General features: G+C 61.0%; 11 protein-coding genes and 1 tRNA gene. 10 read left to right on the forward strand and 2 right to left on the reverse strand.

Annotated elements, in window-relative coordinates; genetic code table 11:
• Positions 1-13: 13 nt before the first annotated feature.
• Positions 14-2884 (reverse strand): hypothetical protein, encoded by a 2871-nt coding sequence (locus ACZ5B4_RS03305; RefSeq protein WP_464913017.1) that lies wholly within the window; start codon positions 2882-2884, stop codon positions 14-16.
• A 478-nt stretch (positions 2885-3362) separates the two neighbouring features.
• On the opposite strand from ACZ5B4_RS03305, the gene ACZ5B4_RS03310 reads away from it, so the two are divergent.
• Both ACZ5B4_RS03310 and ACZ5B4_RS03315 read left to right on the forward strand, forming a co-directional pair.
• Positions 3363-4577, forward strand: coding sequence for a metallophosphoesterase family protein (locus tag ACZ5B4_RS03310; RefSeq protein WP_464913018.1), 1215 nt, complete (start codon positions 3363-3365; stop codon positions 4575-4577).
• The gene (locus ACZ5B4_RS03315) at positions 4574-8044 is read left to right on the forward strand and encodes an AAA family ATPase (protein WP_464913019.1); all 3471 of its coding nucleotides are present in this window, start codon (positions 4574-4576) and stop codon (positions 8042-8044) included. Before ACZ5B4_RS03310 ends, ACZ5B4_RS03315 begins: the two co-directional genes overlap by 4 nt.
• A 45-nt stretch (positions 8045-8089) precedes the next feature.
• Here ACZ5B4_RS03315 and purM read toward each other — a convergent pair whose 3' ends face one another.
• Positions 8090-9187: a phosphoribosylformylglycinamidine cyclo-ligase gene (purM, locus tag ACZ5B4_RS03320; RefSeq protein WP_464913020.1), complete on the reverse strand. Its 1098-nt coding sequence runs from the start codon at positions 9185-9187 to the stop codon at positions 8090-8092.
• Between the two features lie 670 nt (positions 9188-9857).
• Between purM and ACZ5B4_RS03325 the strand changes: the two genes are divergently transcribed.
• The 8 genes from ACZ5B4_RS03325 (at position 9858) to ACZ5B4_RS03360 (ending at position 18444) form a co-directional block, all read left to right on the forward strand.
• Positions 9858-10619 carry a hypothetical protein gene (locus tag ACZ5B4_RS03325; RefSeq protein ID WP_464913021.1) on the forward strand — a complete coding sequence of 254 codons (762 nt, stop codon included), beginning with the start codon at positions 9858-9860 and terminating at the stop codon, positions 10617-10619.
• Positions 10620-10894: 275 nt separating this feature from the next.
• The gene (locus ACZ5B4_RS03330) at positions 10895-11533 is read left to right on the forward strand and encodes a fused MFS/spermidine synthase (protein WP_464913022.1); all 639 of its coding nucleotides are present in this window, start codon (positions 10895-10897) and stop codon (positions 11531-11533) included.
• A gap of 70 nt (positions 11534-11603) precedes the next feature.
• The gene (locus tag ACZ5B4_RS03335; RefSeq protein ID WP_464913023.1) at positions 11604-12605 is read left to right on the forward strand and encodes a spermidine synthase; all 1002 of its coding nucleotides are present in this window, start codon (positions 11604-11606) and stop codon (positions 12603-12605) included.
• Between the two features lie 144 nt (positions 12606-12749).
• Positions 12750-12831: transfer RNA gene (locus tag ACZ5B4_RS03340), tRNA-Leu, on the forward strand.
• A gap of 313 nt (positions 12832-13144) precedes the next feature.
• On the forward strand, positions 13145-14167 hold the full coding sequence (locus ACZ5B4_RS03345) for an ABC transporter ATP-binding protein (RefSeq protein WP_464913024.1): 1023 nt from the start codon (positions 13145-13147) through the stop codon (positions 14165-14167).
• Positions 14100-15023: an ABC transporter permease subunit gene (locus ACZ5B4_RS03350; RefSeq protein ID WP_464913025.1), complete on the forward strand. Its 924-nt coding sequence runs from the start codon at positions 14100-14102 to the stop codon at positions 15021-15023. Before ACZ5B4_RS03345 ends, ACZ5B4_RS03350 begins: the two co-directional genes overlap by 68 nt.
• Positions 15024-15190: 167 nt before the next feature.
• Positions 15191-16996 carry a DUF3352 domain-containing protein gene (locus ACZ5B4_RS03355; protein ID WP_464913026.1) on the forward strand — a complete coding sequence of 602 codons (1806 nt, stop codon included), beginning with the start codon at positions 15191-15193 and terminating at the stop codon, positions 16994-16996.
• Between the two features lie 65 nt (positions 16997-17061).
• Positions 17062-18444 (forward strand): DUF1800 family protein, encoded by a 1383-nt coding sequence (locus ACZ5B4_RS03360; protein ID WP_464913027.1) that lies wholly within the window; start codon positions 17062-17064, stop codon positions 18442-18444.
• The last annotated feature ends 20 nt before the right edge of the window (positions 18445-18464 follow it).

The following is an 18464-nucleotide window of genomic DNA, read 5'->3' on the forward strand; positions in this document are numbered from 1 at the left end:
ATAGCGCCGAACGTTACCGCAAATTGCCGGGCCTCGCTTCGGCTGCGGCGACGGCATCCTGCGCCAAAATCTCGATAGAGATGATTTCCACCACCAGATCGACTTCATCCTTGTCGGAGATTTCACCCGCGTCATGCGTGATGAAGACATCGATCGACTGGCGGCGCGGTTTTCCCTCCGTCACCGTCTGGAGCATATCCAACCAATACCCGTCGCTGATTTGGCGCGGCTCGACATTAGGAAGCTTACGGCGATAGAAGCCGGCGACGATGCTCGGTCTTCCGAAGCCCTCGGCTCGCAGGTAGTGAATTCGCATGGGATCGAATCGGATGGAGCCCAACTCTTGTCGGAGCTGGGCATTGGGCCAGTCCAGGTGGTATTCCGCGACGAGGCTCCCGTTAGGAAAGACCTCCAGTACCCGCTTTTGAGCAAACTGTTCGGCGGCGGCGGGGTCCTTCGAGGCGGCCTGCTTAGCGGCTTTGAAGAAATAATCCCCCAACGAGCGCGCGACGTGTTCCGAGAAGAGCATCCATCGCACTTTCGGCGGCAATTGCGAGGCGGTCCCAGGGGTCCAAGGCTGGCCGGGTGCGCCCGGATATTCCCCCGGCGGTCCGCTCGTGCCCGGATAACCGGCTTCGCCCGGCGGCTGAGCGCCGGGACGCATCGGGGGCCGACGGCCCGGTGCCGGCCGGATCGGCCGAGCCGGAACGTTTGCTTTGGGCGGTTCTTCCCGCGGCAGGAGCTTGAGCGAGACCAGCAGCCCCGGATCGACAAACAGGTTGGCCCCCATCCCTAATTCCATGAGCGGTTCCGGGCCTTCCTCGGAGTGGGCCTTGAGAAACTGAAAGACCCGGGCGCGGACGGAGTCCATGGGCAAAGTCGCAGCCAATAGGACCTCGCGAGGGTTTTCCCTCAGCGACTTGGCGGACGCGATCCGAGTTTCCACGAATCCCAGGCCCTCGTCCGTCCAAATGCGGGGCGCGAGTTTCAGGGCCAAATCTCGAGGTAGGCCTGCGATGCGCAAATTGCGCTCACGGGGTTGGATGCGAATTCCCGCTGCTTGGCCGGCGCCGGGAGGACCGTAGCCGGGTTGCGTTGGGTAGCCTTCCATTTCGTACCCGCCGGGCGGCGTGCCGGGAGGGGCGTATCCCGGCGGGGGCTGCGACCCGCTTTCGTATCCCGGCGGCGGACCGCTACCCGGATAACCCGGCGGCATGCTCCCTCCGGGAGACCCTGGAGGATATGGCGAACCTCCGGGGACGGTGCTGCCAAGAATCCCCGAAAGCGACACGGGACCTTGTCCCTGGGCACCGGTTGCGGCGCCCACAAGTCCCGCCAATCCCGCCAATCCGGTGGCATCTTCGGCCCCCATGACCGCAGCTAACACGGCGGATGTGAACTCGGTGACGATGTCCACCACCATTGCCACCGCAGGGTCCTTGGTATCACCTTTTTCGGCGAAGACCAAAAGCACCGGCAAGTTCTCCGGCACCGGTTTCATCAGGAACGGTACGAAGAGCTGACGATCGGTTTGTCGGGCCTGAGGACTAAGAACGTGCGACGCAAGTTGGATGCGAATGCGCTCGGGCATCTTGTCCTGGAGCAGATCAAAGGTGAGTTTTTGGATCTCCAAGCCCGTCATTTTCGGTTTTCGGGGGCCTGACGCGCCGGTCGGTGGACCGTAGGGCGATCCGCCGTAGGGCGAGCCGGGCGGCGCACCCTCGGAGCCATATTCCGAGCCATAATCGGTTTGCACGGATTCGGGCGATGACCCGTAATCCGTGGGCGGCTCCGAGCCCGGCGGACCGTAGGGCGTGGATCCATATCCCGGCGGCGGACCTGTCGGGCCGTAACCGGGAGGCGGACTGCCGGAACCGTAGCCGGGTGGGGGACCGGCCGGTCCATAGCCGGGCGGCATCCCGCTGCCATACGGCGACGCCGGTGAGCCTGCGGCAGCCGGGGTTCCCGGCGCCGATCCCTGCGCCCCTTGCATGCGAGGAGGATCACAGAGAAGCTTCACGACGAGCTTTTCATACTCGGCGCTTTGCAAACGATCGACGGCTCCCTTGACGGTGGTCTCGACCGCCAGATGGTCGTCAATCACCTCAATTTTTGCTTCCAGCAGATCGTTGATCGTCGCCAATGCAGGCTGGACGCCGGTTTCACCGATTTGGACCAGGCCTTCCACGCAGGTCTTTAACAGTTTTGACTCGAACTCCGGATTCTTGTTGGCTTGCGCGGCCGGTGCAGTACCCCCGGAAGGTCCCCCGCCGGGAGAGCCATAAGGGCTTCCGGATCCGTAAGGACTCCCCGAACCTGGGCTGCCATAGGGAGGTTCCGATCCCGGGCTACCGTACGGACCTGCCGACCCCGGGCTACCGTAGGGTGAGCCCGATCCATAGGGGCTGCCGGAGCCGGGGCTGCCATAGGGTGATCCGGATCCGTACGGCCCGGGACTGGCTGAAGGTGCTCCCGCCGCCTGGGCGGATTCCGGCTGTTCGATCAAAGCCGCAAGAATGGGAACCGTTTCTTCCGCCGGCCTTTGATTGGCCGTAGTCGCGGTGACGAGGTGACTAACCGCGTCGAAAAGGCGTGCCTCCTGTTTCTCCCGGGCCTTTTTGAAATGCTCTTCGGTCCACTGAGCGAAGTCCTCGGGAAACTCCGGCTCCGCGGGCTTTTCCGGTTTTTGTTCCGCGGCCGTTTGGGGCGGCGCTGCGGGAGGCGGCGTAACGGGCGGCGGTGTCGGTGGTCCGCTGCTCGCTCCCGCGGACGATGTGTCACTGCTCTTGGAGCAGCCCGCTACGCAGATAAGGACCAACGTGCACCACGCCACGAGGCATCCGACGATTCCCGACGCCTTCCATTTACCAAGGGAAGAAACCATATCGCCACCTCCTCTCCCGGCGACGCGAGGCGATACCACTTTGCCGATCCCCAGCTCCGAAACGAGAGAATATCCCGATAAGCGTCCGTCCCGTAATGCGATGCTAACGTCCCGGCCGTCGCCGTGTCCGTGACATCGCACGACGTATCCCTGCCCTTGCACGACGGTATTTTAGCAAATCACGGCGGACAATCCCAGTATTTTTCGATCGGCCTGGAGCCGTTTGTTGGTTCGGTAGCGGCAAGCATATCGAGGCTTGGGGGCAAGTTAGAAAACCCTCTCGCTGTTGGGATTTGAAGTTGTTGGTTGTTGAAGCCGTCGTGTGATCCCTCGCCCGTTTTGCCTATTCGGCTCAAATTATGCTCTGGTCATGTTCTGCCCGTATTTGCTATACTGGGGCCGCGCAGAAACCGCGCCCTAATTCGACGCCGTTTCGCGGTGGCAATGCTGGGCAAAACTCGCTACAGGGAGGTGGTGAGTGACGGTCGAATCTTTGCGATTTCTCCACTCGGCGGACCTGCACTTGGAGCTTCCGATTCAAGAGATCGTGGAAGCTCCCCCGTCGATCGTGCAGCGCATTTCGTCATTGTCTTCTCGCCTCCTTCAGCGACTGATCGAGATTGCGGTATCGGAAGAAGTGCAATTCGTCTTGCTCGCGGGCGACGTCATGGATTGGCGGCGTGCGGGGCCGGCGCTCTGCGAGGAGTGGATCGCCTTCTGCGAAACGTTGGCCGAACAGGGGATTCCCGTCATCCAGGCGGCGAGTGCTGCGGAGCGTGCGAGGCCCATGCCCGCCTCGCTTGTGTCTCAAGGGGTCGTTTTGCTATCGGGTGAACGCCCGCGGACGACGGATTGGGCCCTGGCAAACGGAACGCGAGTGGTTTTCGTCGATTGGCCGGAGGACGCAGCAGGCCCCGAGTCGGATGCCTTCCTGACTTCCGGCAGGGAGGCCGATTACGTGATCGCGGTGCGCCATCGGGCGGGCAGGGAAGGGTTGCCGAGCTTGGTCCCGCTCGATTATTGGGCGCTCGGCGGAGGGCACAAGCGGGCGACCGATACTTCCGGCACGGTGACGCTTCACGATCCCGGCGCGCCGATTGCCCGCCGACCCAACGAAGATGCAACCTCATCCGTCACGGTGGTGACTTTGCACCAGGGCGGCGCGTGCGATTTGCAGTTCAGGAATACCGGCCTCCTACGCTGGGAAAGCGTTCCCTTATTGCTGACCGAAACGTGTTCGGAGGCGGAGTTCCTTTCCCATGCGGTTCAAGAGTGGGAGGCACGGCGGCAGGCCGGTTCGGCCGAGCACCTGCTCCGGTTCCAGGTTTGCGGCGATCCGATTCGCATGATCGCTTGGCGGCGAGCCGGCATCTTGGACCGGGTGTTGGGCGAGCTGAGGGCTAGATGCGAACGGGAGAATGGCGGACCTTGGCCGCTGGGAATCGATCTTGATCCTTGGGAGGAATGGCCCGCGGAGTGGCTGAACGAAGACTCCTTCCGCGGCGAGTTGCTGCGAGAGGCTCTCGGACAAGCACGCGCATTGTGCGAGGAAATTCGGGGTGAGGTCCGCGAATTCCCGGAGGCATGGCGGACTGACCTACAATCGGCCGCGGATTGCGATGACACGCAAAAACTGGGACGTTTAACCGCCGTCACCGTCTTGGAACGGCTCGGCGCGGAGGATCCATCGTGATTATCCGCGAATTACGGATCGAATCGTTCGGCGTCTTGCGAGACGTCGCGTTCCAGGGGCTGGGACCGGGCGTTCAAGTCGTATACGGGCAGAACGAGGCGGGCAAGACGACGCTGCTGGAGTTCATCCGTGGGATTGTGTTCGGATTCGAACCTCGCGCTCGATACGCTTGCGACGGCGAGCAGATCCTCTCCGGTCGCATGGCCTGCGAAGTCCGAGGCAATCCTTTGCTTCTCAGTCGGCGGTTTTCCCCGGCGGAAGGGGAAGCCTGCGAGATCCGTTGGAACGAACAAGGGCTTTCCGAGGACGATTTTCGGGAACTGCTGCGCGGCTTTGACGAGAGCGTTTTTTGTTCGGTCTTCGCCATCACGTTGGATGAATTGGCACGTTTGCGAACCTTGGATGAGGCTCAAACGGCCGATCAATTCTACGATCTGAGTTTGGGGCTGGACCGGGCGGCTTTAGGGCGACTTTTCACCGAAATCCGCAATCGGCGTGCCGAGCTGTTGGATCCCGTCACGCAATCGGGCGAGTTACCGCGTCTCGCGGCCGAACGTCGGCGACTCGGGCAAGAGCTGGAGAACGCAGCGCAAGCTACGGAAGAATATGCGCGGCTGCGTCTGGCGCGGGATGAATTGCTGCGGGCCAAGGCGGCGGAGGAGGCTGCCGCCGAGGAATTGTCTCGCCGATTGGAGACGCTGCGGAAGCTCGACGCGTTGGCGCCGCAGCGCGAGCGTATTCGGGAATTACAGTCTCTCATCGCGGCCGACGCATCGTCGGAGATCGTCCTAAAAGATTGCCTGACGAAGGTCCGGCAAGAGCGGAAAAGGTTGCTGGAACTCCGTAGTCGCATCCGCACCCTGTCGGAACGTTATCGGGAACTGGAGCGTGCGTTCCGTGAAATCTCACCCCGAGCCGCCTTGCTTGCCATCGCGCCGGCGGTGGAGGGCATGCGGCTGAACCTGCCGACCATCCACCAATGGCTGGAGGAGGCCGAGACATGCCGCCGCGCAATGGCTGCGTCGGCCGAAAAACGGCGCGCCATCGAAGCCGAGCTGTTTTCCGAATTCCATTCCGGCGATGCCTCCGGCCGGGGGCGGGCTGCGGGGGCAGATTCGGGCGAATCCCTTTCCACCACGGCTCACGGGGAGCTGAACTCGGCGTTGTTGCGGCGTGCCGACCGTGCTTGGCGAGAAGTTCGCGGCTCGCTCGTTCGGCATCGTGAAGCGAAACGGCGTCTCCAAACGCTACGGGCGGAGCAGGAGAAGATCGCCGCCGGCTTGCGCGACCGGTCGGGCGGCCTCGGCCCGGGAGAAATAACGCTCGAAATTCAACGCCTGGGCGATCGTCTCGCCAAGCTGCGACGGCTGGAGCAGATTCGCGCCCGGGTGCGGGAGACCGAGGAGCACTGCGAGTCGGCTCGGTGCGCGGTGCTCAAACACCTTCCCGAGGAATTGACGCTTCAACAAAACACCGCCCTGGGGATTATTTTTGTGGCCGGGTTGTCGCTGGCCTTGGCAACCGGATTGGGCGTTATCGGCGTGCCGGGTTTCAGCGGCGTGAGCTGGATCTGGGGGCTGCTTGGCGGAGCGGCGGCGGCAACGGTCCCCGCCGTGCGATCGCGGCTGCTGACGCAGGCCGGGAAAGTGCGTTCCGAAGCCATGCGCCGCCTGGAGACGGCGGAAGGCGAACTGCGCAACCTGAAATCGGACCAGGCACGGCTGGAAGCGGAATTGGATTCCCTGCCCGAACTGCCGAACGAGTCCGCCGCGAGCATCGAAAAGCGTCTCCGAGAGCTTCAGGATTTGCGGGTGGGGTTGGACGAGCAGCGTGCCGCGGAGCAGGCCGTCGCGGAATGTGTACGGATGCGACGCGCGGTTTGCCGACGGCTTCGCCGCGCGGTGCGCAAATGGAAGGAATTGTGGAGAAACGCCGGTTTTGCCCAGAGCCCGCCGCCGCTCCGCTGGCCGCTTTGGCGACGCCGGATCAAGGAAGTCCTGGAGTTGGACAAGAGAAATGCGCAGCGCGCGAAGCGATTGCAATCCTTGGTCGAGCGCTTGGCCGCCGTGTCATCGCGGCTTGAGGATCTGGCGCGCGACGCGGCCGTTTCTCTGCCCGACGGTTCACCGGAGAACAAAATCCGTTACCTGCTGGACCAAGTTGAAAAGGAATCCGAGGCACGGAGCGAACGCCGAAAGATTCGCCGTGCCCTGTCTTCGGTCCGGCGAGAATTGAGAAAGTACCGGTCGATTCGGGCAAAGAGCCGGATTCGGCTGAAGCAACTCTACCAGCGCGTCGGCGTAGACGGCTATTCTCAGTTGAAGGCGAAAATCGAAATTGAAGAGCGGCAAGCGTCCTACAGAGAGGAGCTGCATCGACTGGAGGCTTTGTGGCAATCGACGGTGGAGGGCATTCACGCTCAGGAACTGCGAGATCCGGCATCACTTTCGGCGGCGGAGGTGAAACAGGCCGTCCGGAAGCTGGAGGCTGAATTAGAGATGCGACGCGGCCGCTTGTCGGAGCTGCTTCAGCGTCTTGGGCGCGTATCCGCCCAAATCGAGAACTTGGCGGGCGATCGGTCGGCCCAGTTTCGGGCCATGGAGTTGGCGAGCGTGGAATCGCAAACAAGCCGCGCCGCCCGCGATTGGTGGAAATTGTCTCTCGGGCAGAAGGTCCTGGAGCGGGTACGGCTGCGCTATGAAAACGAGCGCCAGCCGATGCTTCTCCGGGAAGCCTCGGAGTATTGGCAACGGATGACGGACGGCCGTTTTCGTCGCGTTTGGACGCCTCTTGCGCAACGCGTGCTTCTGGCGGAGGATCGCGACGGACGCAACTACAGTCTGGATCAGCTCTCGCGAGGCACACGCGAACAATTGTTCTTGTGCTTGCGTTTGGCCTTGGCTTCGCATTTCGGTCGGCGAATCGAACCGATTCCGCTGGTTTTGGATGACGTGCTGGTGAACTTCGATCAGGTCCGCGCCGAATCCGCCTGCCAGACCCTGATGGCCTTTGCGGGCGAAAGTCGACAGGTCTTACTCTTCACGTGCCACGATCACGTGGCCGGGCTTTTCGCGGCGGCGGGAGCGGCCGTATTTCGACTGGAGGATCGCCGCGCGGAGGGCACCTCGGATATCCAGACCCCGGTAGAGCAAAAATATCGGATTGCGGTCCCGGAGCCGAGCGTCGCCGATACACAGTCGCGAAGGAAACGGTCCGGGAAAAATCGGCCGGCGAATCTTACGGTTGATCAAGCGCGGAAAGAAACGGAAGACCTGGCCGACTCGCGGACGGCGGAGGAAGAGAGCGGGCGGTCCGAGTTACCGCGGGAAGACCTCGTCTCGGAGCAGACGGAAGAGTGGTTTGCGGTTCCCGAGCCTTATCCGGTCGTCGAGGCGTCGGGTTCGAAGGAACCTCAACCCAACCGACGATCCTCGCGCGCCCCCGGCCGTAAGAATCGAGCGGCGTGAAAAAAAGGGCTTGAGCCGATTTCACGCCGGAACCGAAAGCGATACCTAAGAGTTGGAGGCAACGGAAACGGCGGAGTCCGTGCTCCAAACGACGCCGCTTTGGTCGGAGGCCTCGGCCCTTCCGATGATCCACGATTCCACGCCCGCGGCGGCGAGTTGGCTGCGGATGCTCGCGGCGAAGAACGGGCTGACGACGAGAATCATACCGATGCCCAAATTGAAAACTTGCTCCATCTCCGTGTCGTCGATTTCGCCCAGCTTTTGGATCCAAGAAAAAATCGGCGGTACCGGCCAGGCGTCGCGGTCAAGGACGATTCGGATTCCCGGCGGTACGATCCGGGCAAGGTTTTCTCGAATGCCCCCGCCTGTGATATGAGCGATCCCGTGGACGACGGTTTTTACCGCGTAATGTCGCAGGACTCCGCGAATGGGTTTGACGTAAATGCGAGTCGGCGTCAATAACGCCTCGCCGACCGTCATTCCCAATTCTTCGACCCGGTCCTCCACCGATAGCCCGGCGATCTCGAATACCACCTTGCGTGCCAGACTATAGCCGTTGGAGTGAAGGCCGGTGGAGGCCAAACCGATGACGGTATCGTCGGCCGCGATGGCCCTTCCGTCGATAATGTCCTTGCTCTCGACGACGCCCACGCAAAAGCCGGCGAGGTCGAAATCGCCCGGCTGGTAGATGTCCGGGAGAATCGCGGTCTCGCCCCCCAGCAGCGCGCACTGGGCATCGCGGCACCCGGCGACGATTCCCTCCAGTAGTTCGGCCAAGAGAGGCGGATCATCCTTGGGCATTGCCACGTAATCGAGAAAGAACAACGGCTCGGCGCCGCAACACAAGGCATCATTTACGGACATGGCTACCAAATCGATGCCGACCGTGCGATGAACCCCCATTGCCGAGGCCACTTTCAATTTCGTGCCGACGCCGTCCGTGCAAGCCACCAACACGGGATCGACGTAATTGCGGGCGAACAACGGTCCCGGGAAATCCAGGCGGCAGAGGCCCGCGAAGCCCTGCGGCAGGTCGATGACGCGAGCGCATTTGGTCTTAGCCAACAACCCGGGAATTCGAGCCATCGCCTGGCGGTAGAGATCGAGATCCACCCCTGCCGATTTGTAGGTTGCTTTTGCCATAGCCGAGACCGATGTCTCCGGAGTTTTCGGTACGGTCCTGCGAGATACTACGCCATGGAACAAACGCCCGACAAGCGACGGAAACGATCCCGGGAAGGAACTCCGTCGGGCGGCCGTGCATTATCCGAGCAGGAGCACGAAGTACCACGGCATTATGCAACACTTTTAGTATAGCACAAAGCACAATGGCGGTATTGTACACTTGTGGTATGGCGCCGCTTGACAACACTGTAATCGGCACTGTAATCGGCCGAGACTTGCTTAAGATCACGGGCGAGTCGAGCCCCGAGAGAGGGTTGAGATAAGGTGCGGAAAGAGACGGACGCTCCGTGTTAGGTGGGGTGATCACGGTTGCTTATTGACACCGGTATCCCGGTCGTTCAAACTGAAATCGATTGAGCGGGCGGCGACGCTGAAGGCAGCGAAGGGCCTCGAGACGAACCTATTGGGGACAAGCAACGTACTACGTTGGTCCGCAAAGTGACGGTCGTGGTCCGCCCGCGGCGGGCGTGAGCCGGCCTTCCAGATGCCTACCTGAGATTTGCCCCCTCTGCGGAGCCTTTCCCGGCAGCTTCGGAGTTTTCCTTAGGTGCCACAGGGCCGGCGTTTGTGTCGCCGGACGTTATTAGGAATGCGGCGTCAGATTCTTCAACAGACGAGGAGGACCGACATGAAGACGACGTTATTGGTGGCGGCATCGGCGGTGGGGATCGTGGCGGTTTGCGTGAGCGGATTCGCCGCCGAGATTCCGCCGGCCCCCAAGGCATCGACTTTCGCGCCCGCCCAAGATTTGGTCGCGGCGCTGGACTCGTACATCGAACGAATCGGCGAGGCCCTGGCCGACGCGGACGAATATACGGATTTGCAGTCGCGCGTCGTCAAGGATGCCGAGACGGTTTCCGTGCTGGCCCTCGTTTTGGGCTTGCACGACGAGGATAACGCCTATAAGGGGGCCGCTAGCGAGCTGATCAAGACCTCGCAAGCCGTGGCACAGGCGGCCGATTATGCGGCCGCCAAAGCCGCCTTCGAGCAGTTGCAGGCCGCTAAATCGGCCAAGGGCGGTGAGGTGACGGGCTGGGTGCGCGTCGCCTCCCTGAAGGCCTTGATGGAGCAAGTGCCGTTAGTCAATTCCCGACTCAAACGCAGTCTCCGCCGCTTCGACCGCCAGGCCGAGAGCATTGCTGTGGATGCAGCGGTTCTCGCCGCCATCGCGCAGGGTAGCATGGCCAACTTGGAGGAAACCATTCAGCCCAGCAACTCCGAGAAGTGGTTCGCCTACTGCGAACAGATGCGGGACGCGGCGGCGGCGGTCAACAAGGCGGCTCGGGCGAAAGATCAAGCCGGTGCCACCGCTGCTGAAGCGGCTCTGGCCAAGAGCTGCGACGATTGTCACGCCGTCTTCCATCCGGAGGGTGTAGGCAAAACGGAATGATGGCCCAGCCGAATGACGGCCGGATACAGTACGAGGGATGGCCGAGTTCCGACGAAAATGCGCGGAGGCGCTGAGCTTCCGCGCATTTCGTTTTTGTTGGGCGGCGGCGAAACATTGCGAGCAAGACCGGTTTTTGTGATCCTCGCGGCGACCGGCTTGCATCTCGAAGATCCGCCCCAAGGTCTCGTTCTCCAACAATGGACGCCCATGCCCTCTTTTGCACGATCATTGGGATGAAGGCCGATGAGCCACCGTCATGAGAAAAGGGCGCTTCCGTGAACTTGGGCCGAAGAATCCTGCTGTACTTTACCGCGTTTGCATGCGGTTGGGTCATGATGGGGCTGGAGATTCTGGGCGGCCGAATTCTCTCTCCGGACTTCGGAAGCGGCGTCTACGTGTGGGGCAGCGTGATCGGCGTGTTTCTGCTTTCTCTCAGTGTGGGGTACCTCGTCGGGGGGCGGTTGTCTTCGCGATTTCCGTCCATGGTTGGATTAGCCGTGACGGTGATCCTTGCCGCGGCGTCCGTCGTGCCGGTGGGCTTGTGGTATCCCCAAATCAGCGGTTGGTTCGCTGATCTGGGGCTGAACGAACGCTGGGGAGCCTTGCTGGCCGCCGGGGCCATGTTTTTTTTGCCGAGCGTCTTCCTGGGTATGGTCTCGCCCTATTGCATTCGCCTCCTGACCCAAAGCGTGGAGCGTGTGGGAGCCGACGCCGGGACACTTTACGCGGTATCTACGGTGGGTAGCTTTCTTGGCTGCATTCATACCGCCTTTTATCTCATCACTTGGCTGGGTATCCACGCGATCCTGTGGCTGGCGTGCGGTGTTCTCGTATTGGTAGCGGTTCTTCTTGCGGCGGGATGGAGCGTATGCTCCGCGGCGAAGCCGACCGCCGCGGCATCGACGAGAAGTTAGGATGGTGTCTGCGGAAGCAAGGCCGCCGCCGAGAAATCCGAAAGGTAATTGCGTGCTGCGAGGGCTTTCGATGTTGAATCGAGTCGTGACGTCGGTAGGACTGCCGTCGCAAGACGATGCTTCGGGCAGCAATAGCCGGGTACTTGGAAGAGGCGGCGGCGTCCGGTTCGTTGTCGGTGCGATTCTGATCTGGTCGCTTGCCTCCCCCTCGTCGAATCCTTTGTTCGGGAGCCAGCCAAGGGAAGTAATCCTGTTGGAAACGGAGTCGCCTTATCACTACGTGAGGGTGGTGGAATCGGGCGGAATTCGCCGCTTACAGTTCCGGCGATCCGGGCAGGACTTCGAGGAATCCGCCATCAATCCACGGAATCCGCTCGATTTTCCGCTGCATTACTACGAACTGATGATGGCAGGCTTTGCGCATCAGCCCAACCCGAAGCGAATCCTTTTTGTCGGGCTGGGAGGAGGTACGCTCCCTCGCGCCATTCGCCACTATTACCCGACGACGCAAATCGACATCATCGAACTCGATCCGGTTGTGGTCGATGCGGCGAAGCGATTCTTCGGCTTTGCCGAAGATGAGAGAACCAAGGTTTACGTGCGCGATGCCCGGGTTCAAATCCGTCAATTGGTTCGTGAAGGACGCAAGTACGACCTGGTCTTTCTCGACGCCTTCCGCGGGGGTTACATTCCCTATCACCTAACTACGAAGGAATTCCTGGAGTTGGTACGAAGTTTGCTTGAGCCTAACGGCGTGGTCGTCAGCAATCTCCAACCGGGCTTCGTTTCGTACCATTACCAGCGGCGGACGATGGCGAGCGTCTTCAGCAATCAATGGGCCTACGGATCCTTTGGGAATGTGATCGTGGTGAATAGCATGGAGCGATCGCCGCCGAGCCGAACGGAACTGATGCAACGCGCGGAGAAGCTCCAGGAGGAGCATCAATTCAATGTTTTTTTGCCCGGCGTCATTCAGCGGATGCAAAGCGAACTCGACTACGACAAGACCGGGCCGATTCTGACGGATGATTTCGCGCCCACGGACGTCCTGCGATCCATTCCCCAGGAATAAGCCCGGCGGGAGTCTTGCCCGGCGTTGCGGCCTCGGCCATGATAATGGGAAAGCATGATCTATTCACATGGTCGTGCTGAGAGGCCGGCTCGGAAAAGTCCGCTCCGCCGAATGCTGTTGAGCGGCCCGGTGGGACGCGACCACGCGGACGTGGTGGAATTGGCAGACACGCAAGACTTAGGATCTTGTCCCGCAAGGGGTGAGGGTTCGAGTCCCTCCGTCCGCATTGCTTCAGCCTACGAATTCTCGCCAAGTTCCGCATTCACGCGGCGAATAGCTTCTCGAATCACGTGGTACCGGCGCGGTGCAGGCTTATGGCCGGCACCTTTCGGTCGGAGATCGTCCCGTCAGCGTATCGGGGAGGCGGATCCCGAAAAAGGGATTGAAACCTCTGGGGCGGCGCCGGTGTAAACCGAAAGGCAGTAGCCCGCCTTGAGCCGGAACCGGAATCGGTCTCTCTCGCCCCTTTGGGTTATGAGGTTGTGGGTGTCAAGACGGCCGGTTGCGGCCTTCCCTCCCGCGGTACAAATCCGGAGGCCATGATCGTGGATGCAGCGATTCGCGCGGAACACTTGACCAAGGTTTTCGGCGGCGTGGTGATCGCGGTCAACGATCTGTGCCTCACCGTGCCCAAGGGGGCCGTCTTCGGCTTTCTCGGCCCGAACGGGGCAGGCAAGACCACGACGCTGCGATTGCTGTTGGGGCTGCACCGTCCTTCTGCCGGCCGCGCGTTCGTGTTCGGGCGTCCATGCGGGATCGGCGCCGCCGACGTTCGTGGAATGATCGGATTCCTTCCCACCAATCCCAAGTTTCCCCCGCATCTGAAGCCGTTCGAATACTTGAATTTGGTGGGCAAGCTCCACCGTATCCCTGCCGAAGTTCGCATGCCGCGGATTTCCTCGCTGATTCGGGCGGTGGGGTTGTTGTCCGTGACGGACCAGCGCATCGGAACGCTTTCGACGGGCGAAACCACCCGACTGGGCATCGCCGCATCTTTGCTGGCCGACCCGCCGTTGTTGTTGTGGGACGAGCCGACGGCCGGCTTGGATCCGGCGGCACGACGCTTTGCCTTGGATTTGATCCAGGAATTGCGACAAGATCGAACGGTCGTGGTGGCGACGCATATCTTGGCGGACATCGACCGGGTCTGCGATCACGTGGGTGTGATGCACGAAGGCCGGATGATCTTTTGCGGCACCATGCAAGAGATGAAACGCCGCCTGCGGCACGACGGCATCACGTTGGAGTTGGCAGGGTCCGCGGAGGCTCTGCGAAAGGCGGCTGAGACGCTGGCGGAACGATGCCCCGTGGATCACCTCTGGCTGAGCGAGAACGTGGTGAGCGTGGCCATCGCGGAGGGATGCAGGCGTGCGGCCGTGTTGGCGGAAATCCTCCAATTGTTGGACCATGCGGGGGTCGATTTGCAAGCGATCCAATCGGGTCACGGCGACACGGAAAGTGCCTATCTTAACCTACTGCAAGAGGATTTGTCGCATGGCTTTGCCCGATTTCAAGACTCTCCCCGCCCGACTCATGCCGATCGCGGCGGTACTTCAGTTTGAATTGCAATCGCTGTTGAAGAGTTGGTTGGTCCGGCTTTGGCTGATCGCCGCTGCGCTGTTGGCCTTGTTGACCATCATGGTTGGATGGTCCGTTCTGCCGGATGCCATCCTGATTTCGGTGCTACTAGCCGCATTCTTGGTGTTTCCTTGGTTTCTCGTCATCATTGTGGTGGGGGTAAACGCTTCGACGGCGGGGCGATTAGACGCCGCCGCCGACGGAATTCTGAGCCGTCCCATCACGCGCTGGGAGTTCCTGACGGGGATCTGGGCGGCCAGACTGTTGATTGTTTGGGCGGTGTCCCTCGCCGTCCTCGTACCGGGCGTCATCGCAATTGTGGCGGGTGATCGGCCCCAGGTCGTTGAGACCCAGCCCGTCACTCTCTTCGGCCTTACCGCGGCAGTCGCCGTCGTGCTCGTCGTCTTGGCATTCCTGGTCACCGTGGGCGTTTTGCTGGGAACGCTCTTCAAAAACGCCTGGCTGGCGATGATCGTGCTCCTGTTCGTGTGGTATCCGATCAACGCGATCCTGATGACTTTTCACTTAGCTGAGTTCTCGCCCATCAGTCTCGATCAGGCCATGCCGAGCATTCTGCGCAAGAATTGGTCGGAAGCCGAGGAATCCAAATCGGAGACGGCCGGGCCGCTTCAGGCGGAGGTACAGCGTCAAGCGGAGGAGTTCATTCGCAGTCTTACGGGGACGGCGCGTCCGGAACGGCAACCTAAAGGCCCCGAATTCTACCGGCACGATGACAAGTACGAAGACCTCTCGGTCGCCAAGGTGATCGTCAGCTATGGCGGACTGACGATGTTGTTGTGGGGCTTGACCATGCTCATCTTTTACTTCCGCGACTTATGATCACGGGAGAGTCCGCACGCCGGTCTCTTTCCGATGAAACCCTTTTCTTTGCTCGCGTGTAAATACTATCGGAGTCGCATCGGCGATATCGGAACGTCGCGAGGTGAGCGGGTTTTCCCGTTCCACCGAAGGACCGTCTCGTCGGAACTCGGATTGGGAGAGCTGCCATGCAAGCCGGACTTGCCGGGAGAAATCTGTTTCGTGTCATGATTTGTGCGGCGATGGCCGTCGGCTGCCTGATCGGCAGAGCGGAACGGCCGTCCGCGGCGGAGTGGGCCGCCGAGCTTTGCCAATGGGTACCGGCCGACGCCGTCGCGGCATTGATTGTCCCGCAGCCCGCCGAGTTGCTGCGAAAACTGAATGAGACGTCGGCGATCCAAGAGGCGGCAGGTAGCGCGCGTCTCGCGGAACTATTGGAGCGTAATCAGCAGTTGCGGCAATTGCGGGCGGTGGTAGCCCTTTTGGAAGGCCAACTGCAATCCGATTGGAAAACGATATTGGGGGACATGACATCCGGCGGTTTGGTGCTGGCGGTGTTGCCCGACAACCGAGTTGTCGTGATCCTCGAGGCGCGAGATGCCGACGCTCTGGGCAAGGTGAACGACTTCGTATTGAACTTGGCGCGTTTGGACCCCGCTAATAACGCCAGGCGGGAGGCCGTTCGTGAAGCCGAGTATCGCGGCGTGCGAGGTTGGTCCCTTTCGCGGGAGGAATCGCATGCCATCATCGATCGTCACCTGGTGATGTGCAACAGCGCCGAGTTGCTACGGCGGATTATCGATCAGGCCCAAGACGGCGGCGAGAGTTTGGCGAGCAGTTCCCAATTCAAGAACGCCATGGCTTCCCTGCCGGCGAGCGACATCGGCATTTTTGTAGACTTTCGGGTGTTTCGCGGTTTGCCCCAGGTACAAGAGGGTTTGCGGCAAGCCCGGTCGCCGCTGCCCGTGTTGTTTTTGGCCGGCTTGACGGAAGCCTTGGGCGGAGCCGACTGGCTGGCGCTGGGATTGTCTTACGCGGATGAAAAAGTGCAGTTCGCTCTTCGTTCGGGCGGCGATACCGCCCTGGCAAGCGACTTTGGTTTCGCGACGCCGACCTCTCCGGGGGAAGGTGCTTTCCCGAACCTGGAGGTTCCGGGAAGAATTATGGCTCTCACCATGTATCGCGATCTTCACGACTTTTATGCGCGAAAGAATGAATTGTTTCCCGAAAGAACCTCGGGACTCATCTTCTTCGAGAATATGATGGGGATCTTCTTCACCGGCCGGAACTTTACGGATGAGGTATTGACCGAACTTCATCCTCACATTCGGATCGTTGTCGCACAACAGCAATTCACGCCGGAGACCGGTGTACCGGAAGTCCAAATCCCCGCCTTTGCCTTGGTGTTTCGAATGAGAAACCCCCAAAGGTTCGGGCCGATCGTCGAGGAAGGCTGGCAAAAGGCCCTGGGATTGATCAATTTTGTGCGCGGGCAGGATGCTCAGCCGGGTCTGATTCTGGATCGCGTGGAGTATCAAGGTGTCAAGTATACCGTTTCTTATTTTTCGACCGTCGACGAAGATCTGTCCCAGCCTTTGCCGATGCGTTTCAATTTTCGGCCCGTGGTCATTACTCAAGGCGACAATCTGATCTTGGCCTCGACCGAAGGGTTGGGGAGATCCATCATGGATGCCATTCGGGCATCCGCGGACTCCGATCGGCCGTTGCCGGGTGTGACCGCTCTCATGGAGGCGGACATGGCGGCGGTCGCTCAGGTGATCGAGGTCAATCGGGAGGCCCTGATTCGGCAAAACATGATCGAGAAGGGAAGGAATCGCGAAGAGGCGGTGAAGGAATGGGAGCAGTTGAAACGCGCAGTCGAACTCTTCGGCAAATCGGTCGTTAAAGTCGGCGTTCATGATGGTCGGCCGGCCCTTGACGCTGAGATGAGCGTCAAATGGTCCACCCTAGATCAGTTTTTGCCTTCCAAATAGGCCTGAATGCCGGCGGTACAGGGCTCGACGTAACATGGGCGGAGCTACGATGCGGAGACCGCACTATGACGTCTCATCTCGGGGAGTTGCATGACCGTGAGATGCCGAACGTCGGCACGTTTCCGGCGTCGTCGGACGATTGGCAGGTTTATCCCCAGCCGCTGGACCGACGCGATGTCGCACACCTATTGCGACGTGTTGCCGCCAATCCTAGTGCCGAAGAGCTTGACGGCTTCGCCGGTCAAACGCCCGATGCCGTCTTCCAAGTTTTAGCGGGGGAGTCGTCACGCTACCACGAATTCGAAGCGGATTTGCGTCCGCTGGAAGAAGCTGCCGTGCGGTCCAGCGCCGCGGATGCGTATCGCACCTGGTTCATGCGGCGGTTGGTTCTTTCACCCTGTCCGCTTCGAGAGTGGATGACCGTTTTCTGGCTGGAGTACTTCGGACTGGGAATTGACCGGGTCGGCGACCTCGCGCTATTCGACGATGTGGTACGTTCCATGCGTCGTTTGGCACTGGGAGATTTCCATGAATTGCTGAGTGCGGTCCTCCTGCATCCGGCGTTTCTGTTGAATGTGCGGGCGCCCGCGAACTACCGTTCGGATCCGAACGAGCGGGTGGGCGCGGCAATTTTACGGACCTGTTTGGGATATTGCGAGCAGGATTTCTCGGTCCAGGCTCGGGAGCTGGCAAGGGCTTTTTCCGGCCGCTTCATCAATCGCGGGCGACTGCGGGTATCGACGTTTGAACGCGACACGGGGGAAAAGGCCATCCTGGGGCGGTGCAAGGCGTACGAGGCCGAAGATATCCCGCGATTGGTCGGCGAGGATGCTCGCACGGTCTCTTGGACGGCGCGGCGGCTTTATCGCTGGTTCAGCGGTGACACGCGGATGCCGGGCGACGATTTTTTGACGCCGCCGGCCGAGCAACTGCGGCAAACCGGCTCCGTAGCTCAAACGGTGCGGATGATCCTGGCTTCGCGTTGGTTCTTTTCCGACACCGTGCGTCGCCAAAAGCTGAGACGCCCCTTGGAGTTCACGGCCGCGATATTGCGGGCGTTGAAGGGGAGGGTCACTCTGCGTACCGTTACCGAACTGACGGCGATGGGGCAAGACATCCTCCAGCCGACGACGTTGGACGGTTGGCCGGATGCCGGCAACTATTTGTCCCCTCCGGCGTTGATTCAGAGGATGAACCTGGTCGCCAAGCTGGTCGGCGCGGATGAGAACTTCGGCGGTGGACTGGCGCGTTGGGCGGTCGAGACCTGGGGCGATCATTTGCCGAACGCTTTGACCGATGTGATGACGGATCGGGTGATACCGGCGGATATCAGCGCGCGGTGGGAGGAGTTGTGTGATCGGTACGCCGCGTCGTCCGGGCGGAGAGAGCAAGTCGCCGCTTCCATGATCTACCTGTTGGCCGTCTCTCCGGTGTTTCAGACGGCTTGAGCTGCATGCGCGGGTGGGAA

The sequence above is a fragment of the Thermogutta hypogea genome, assembly GCF_055386265.1.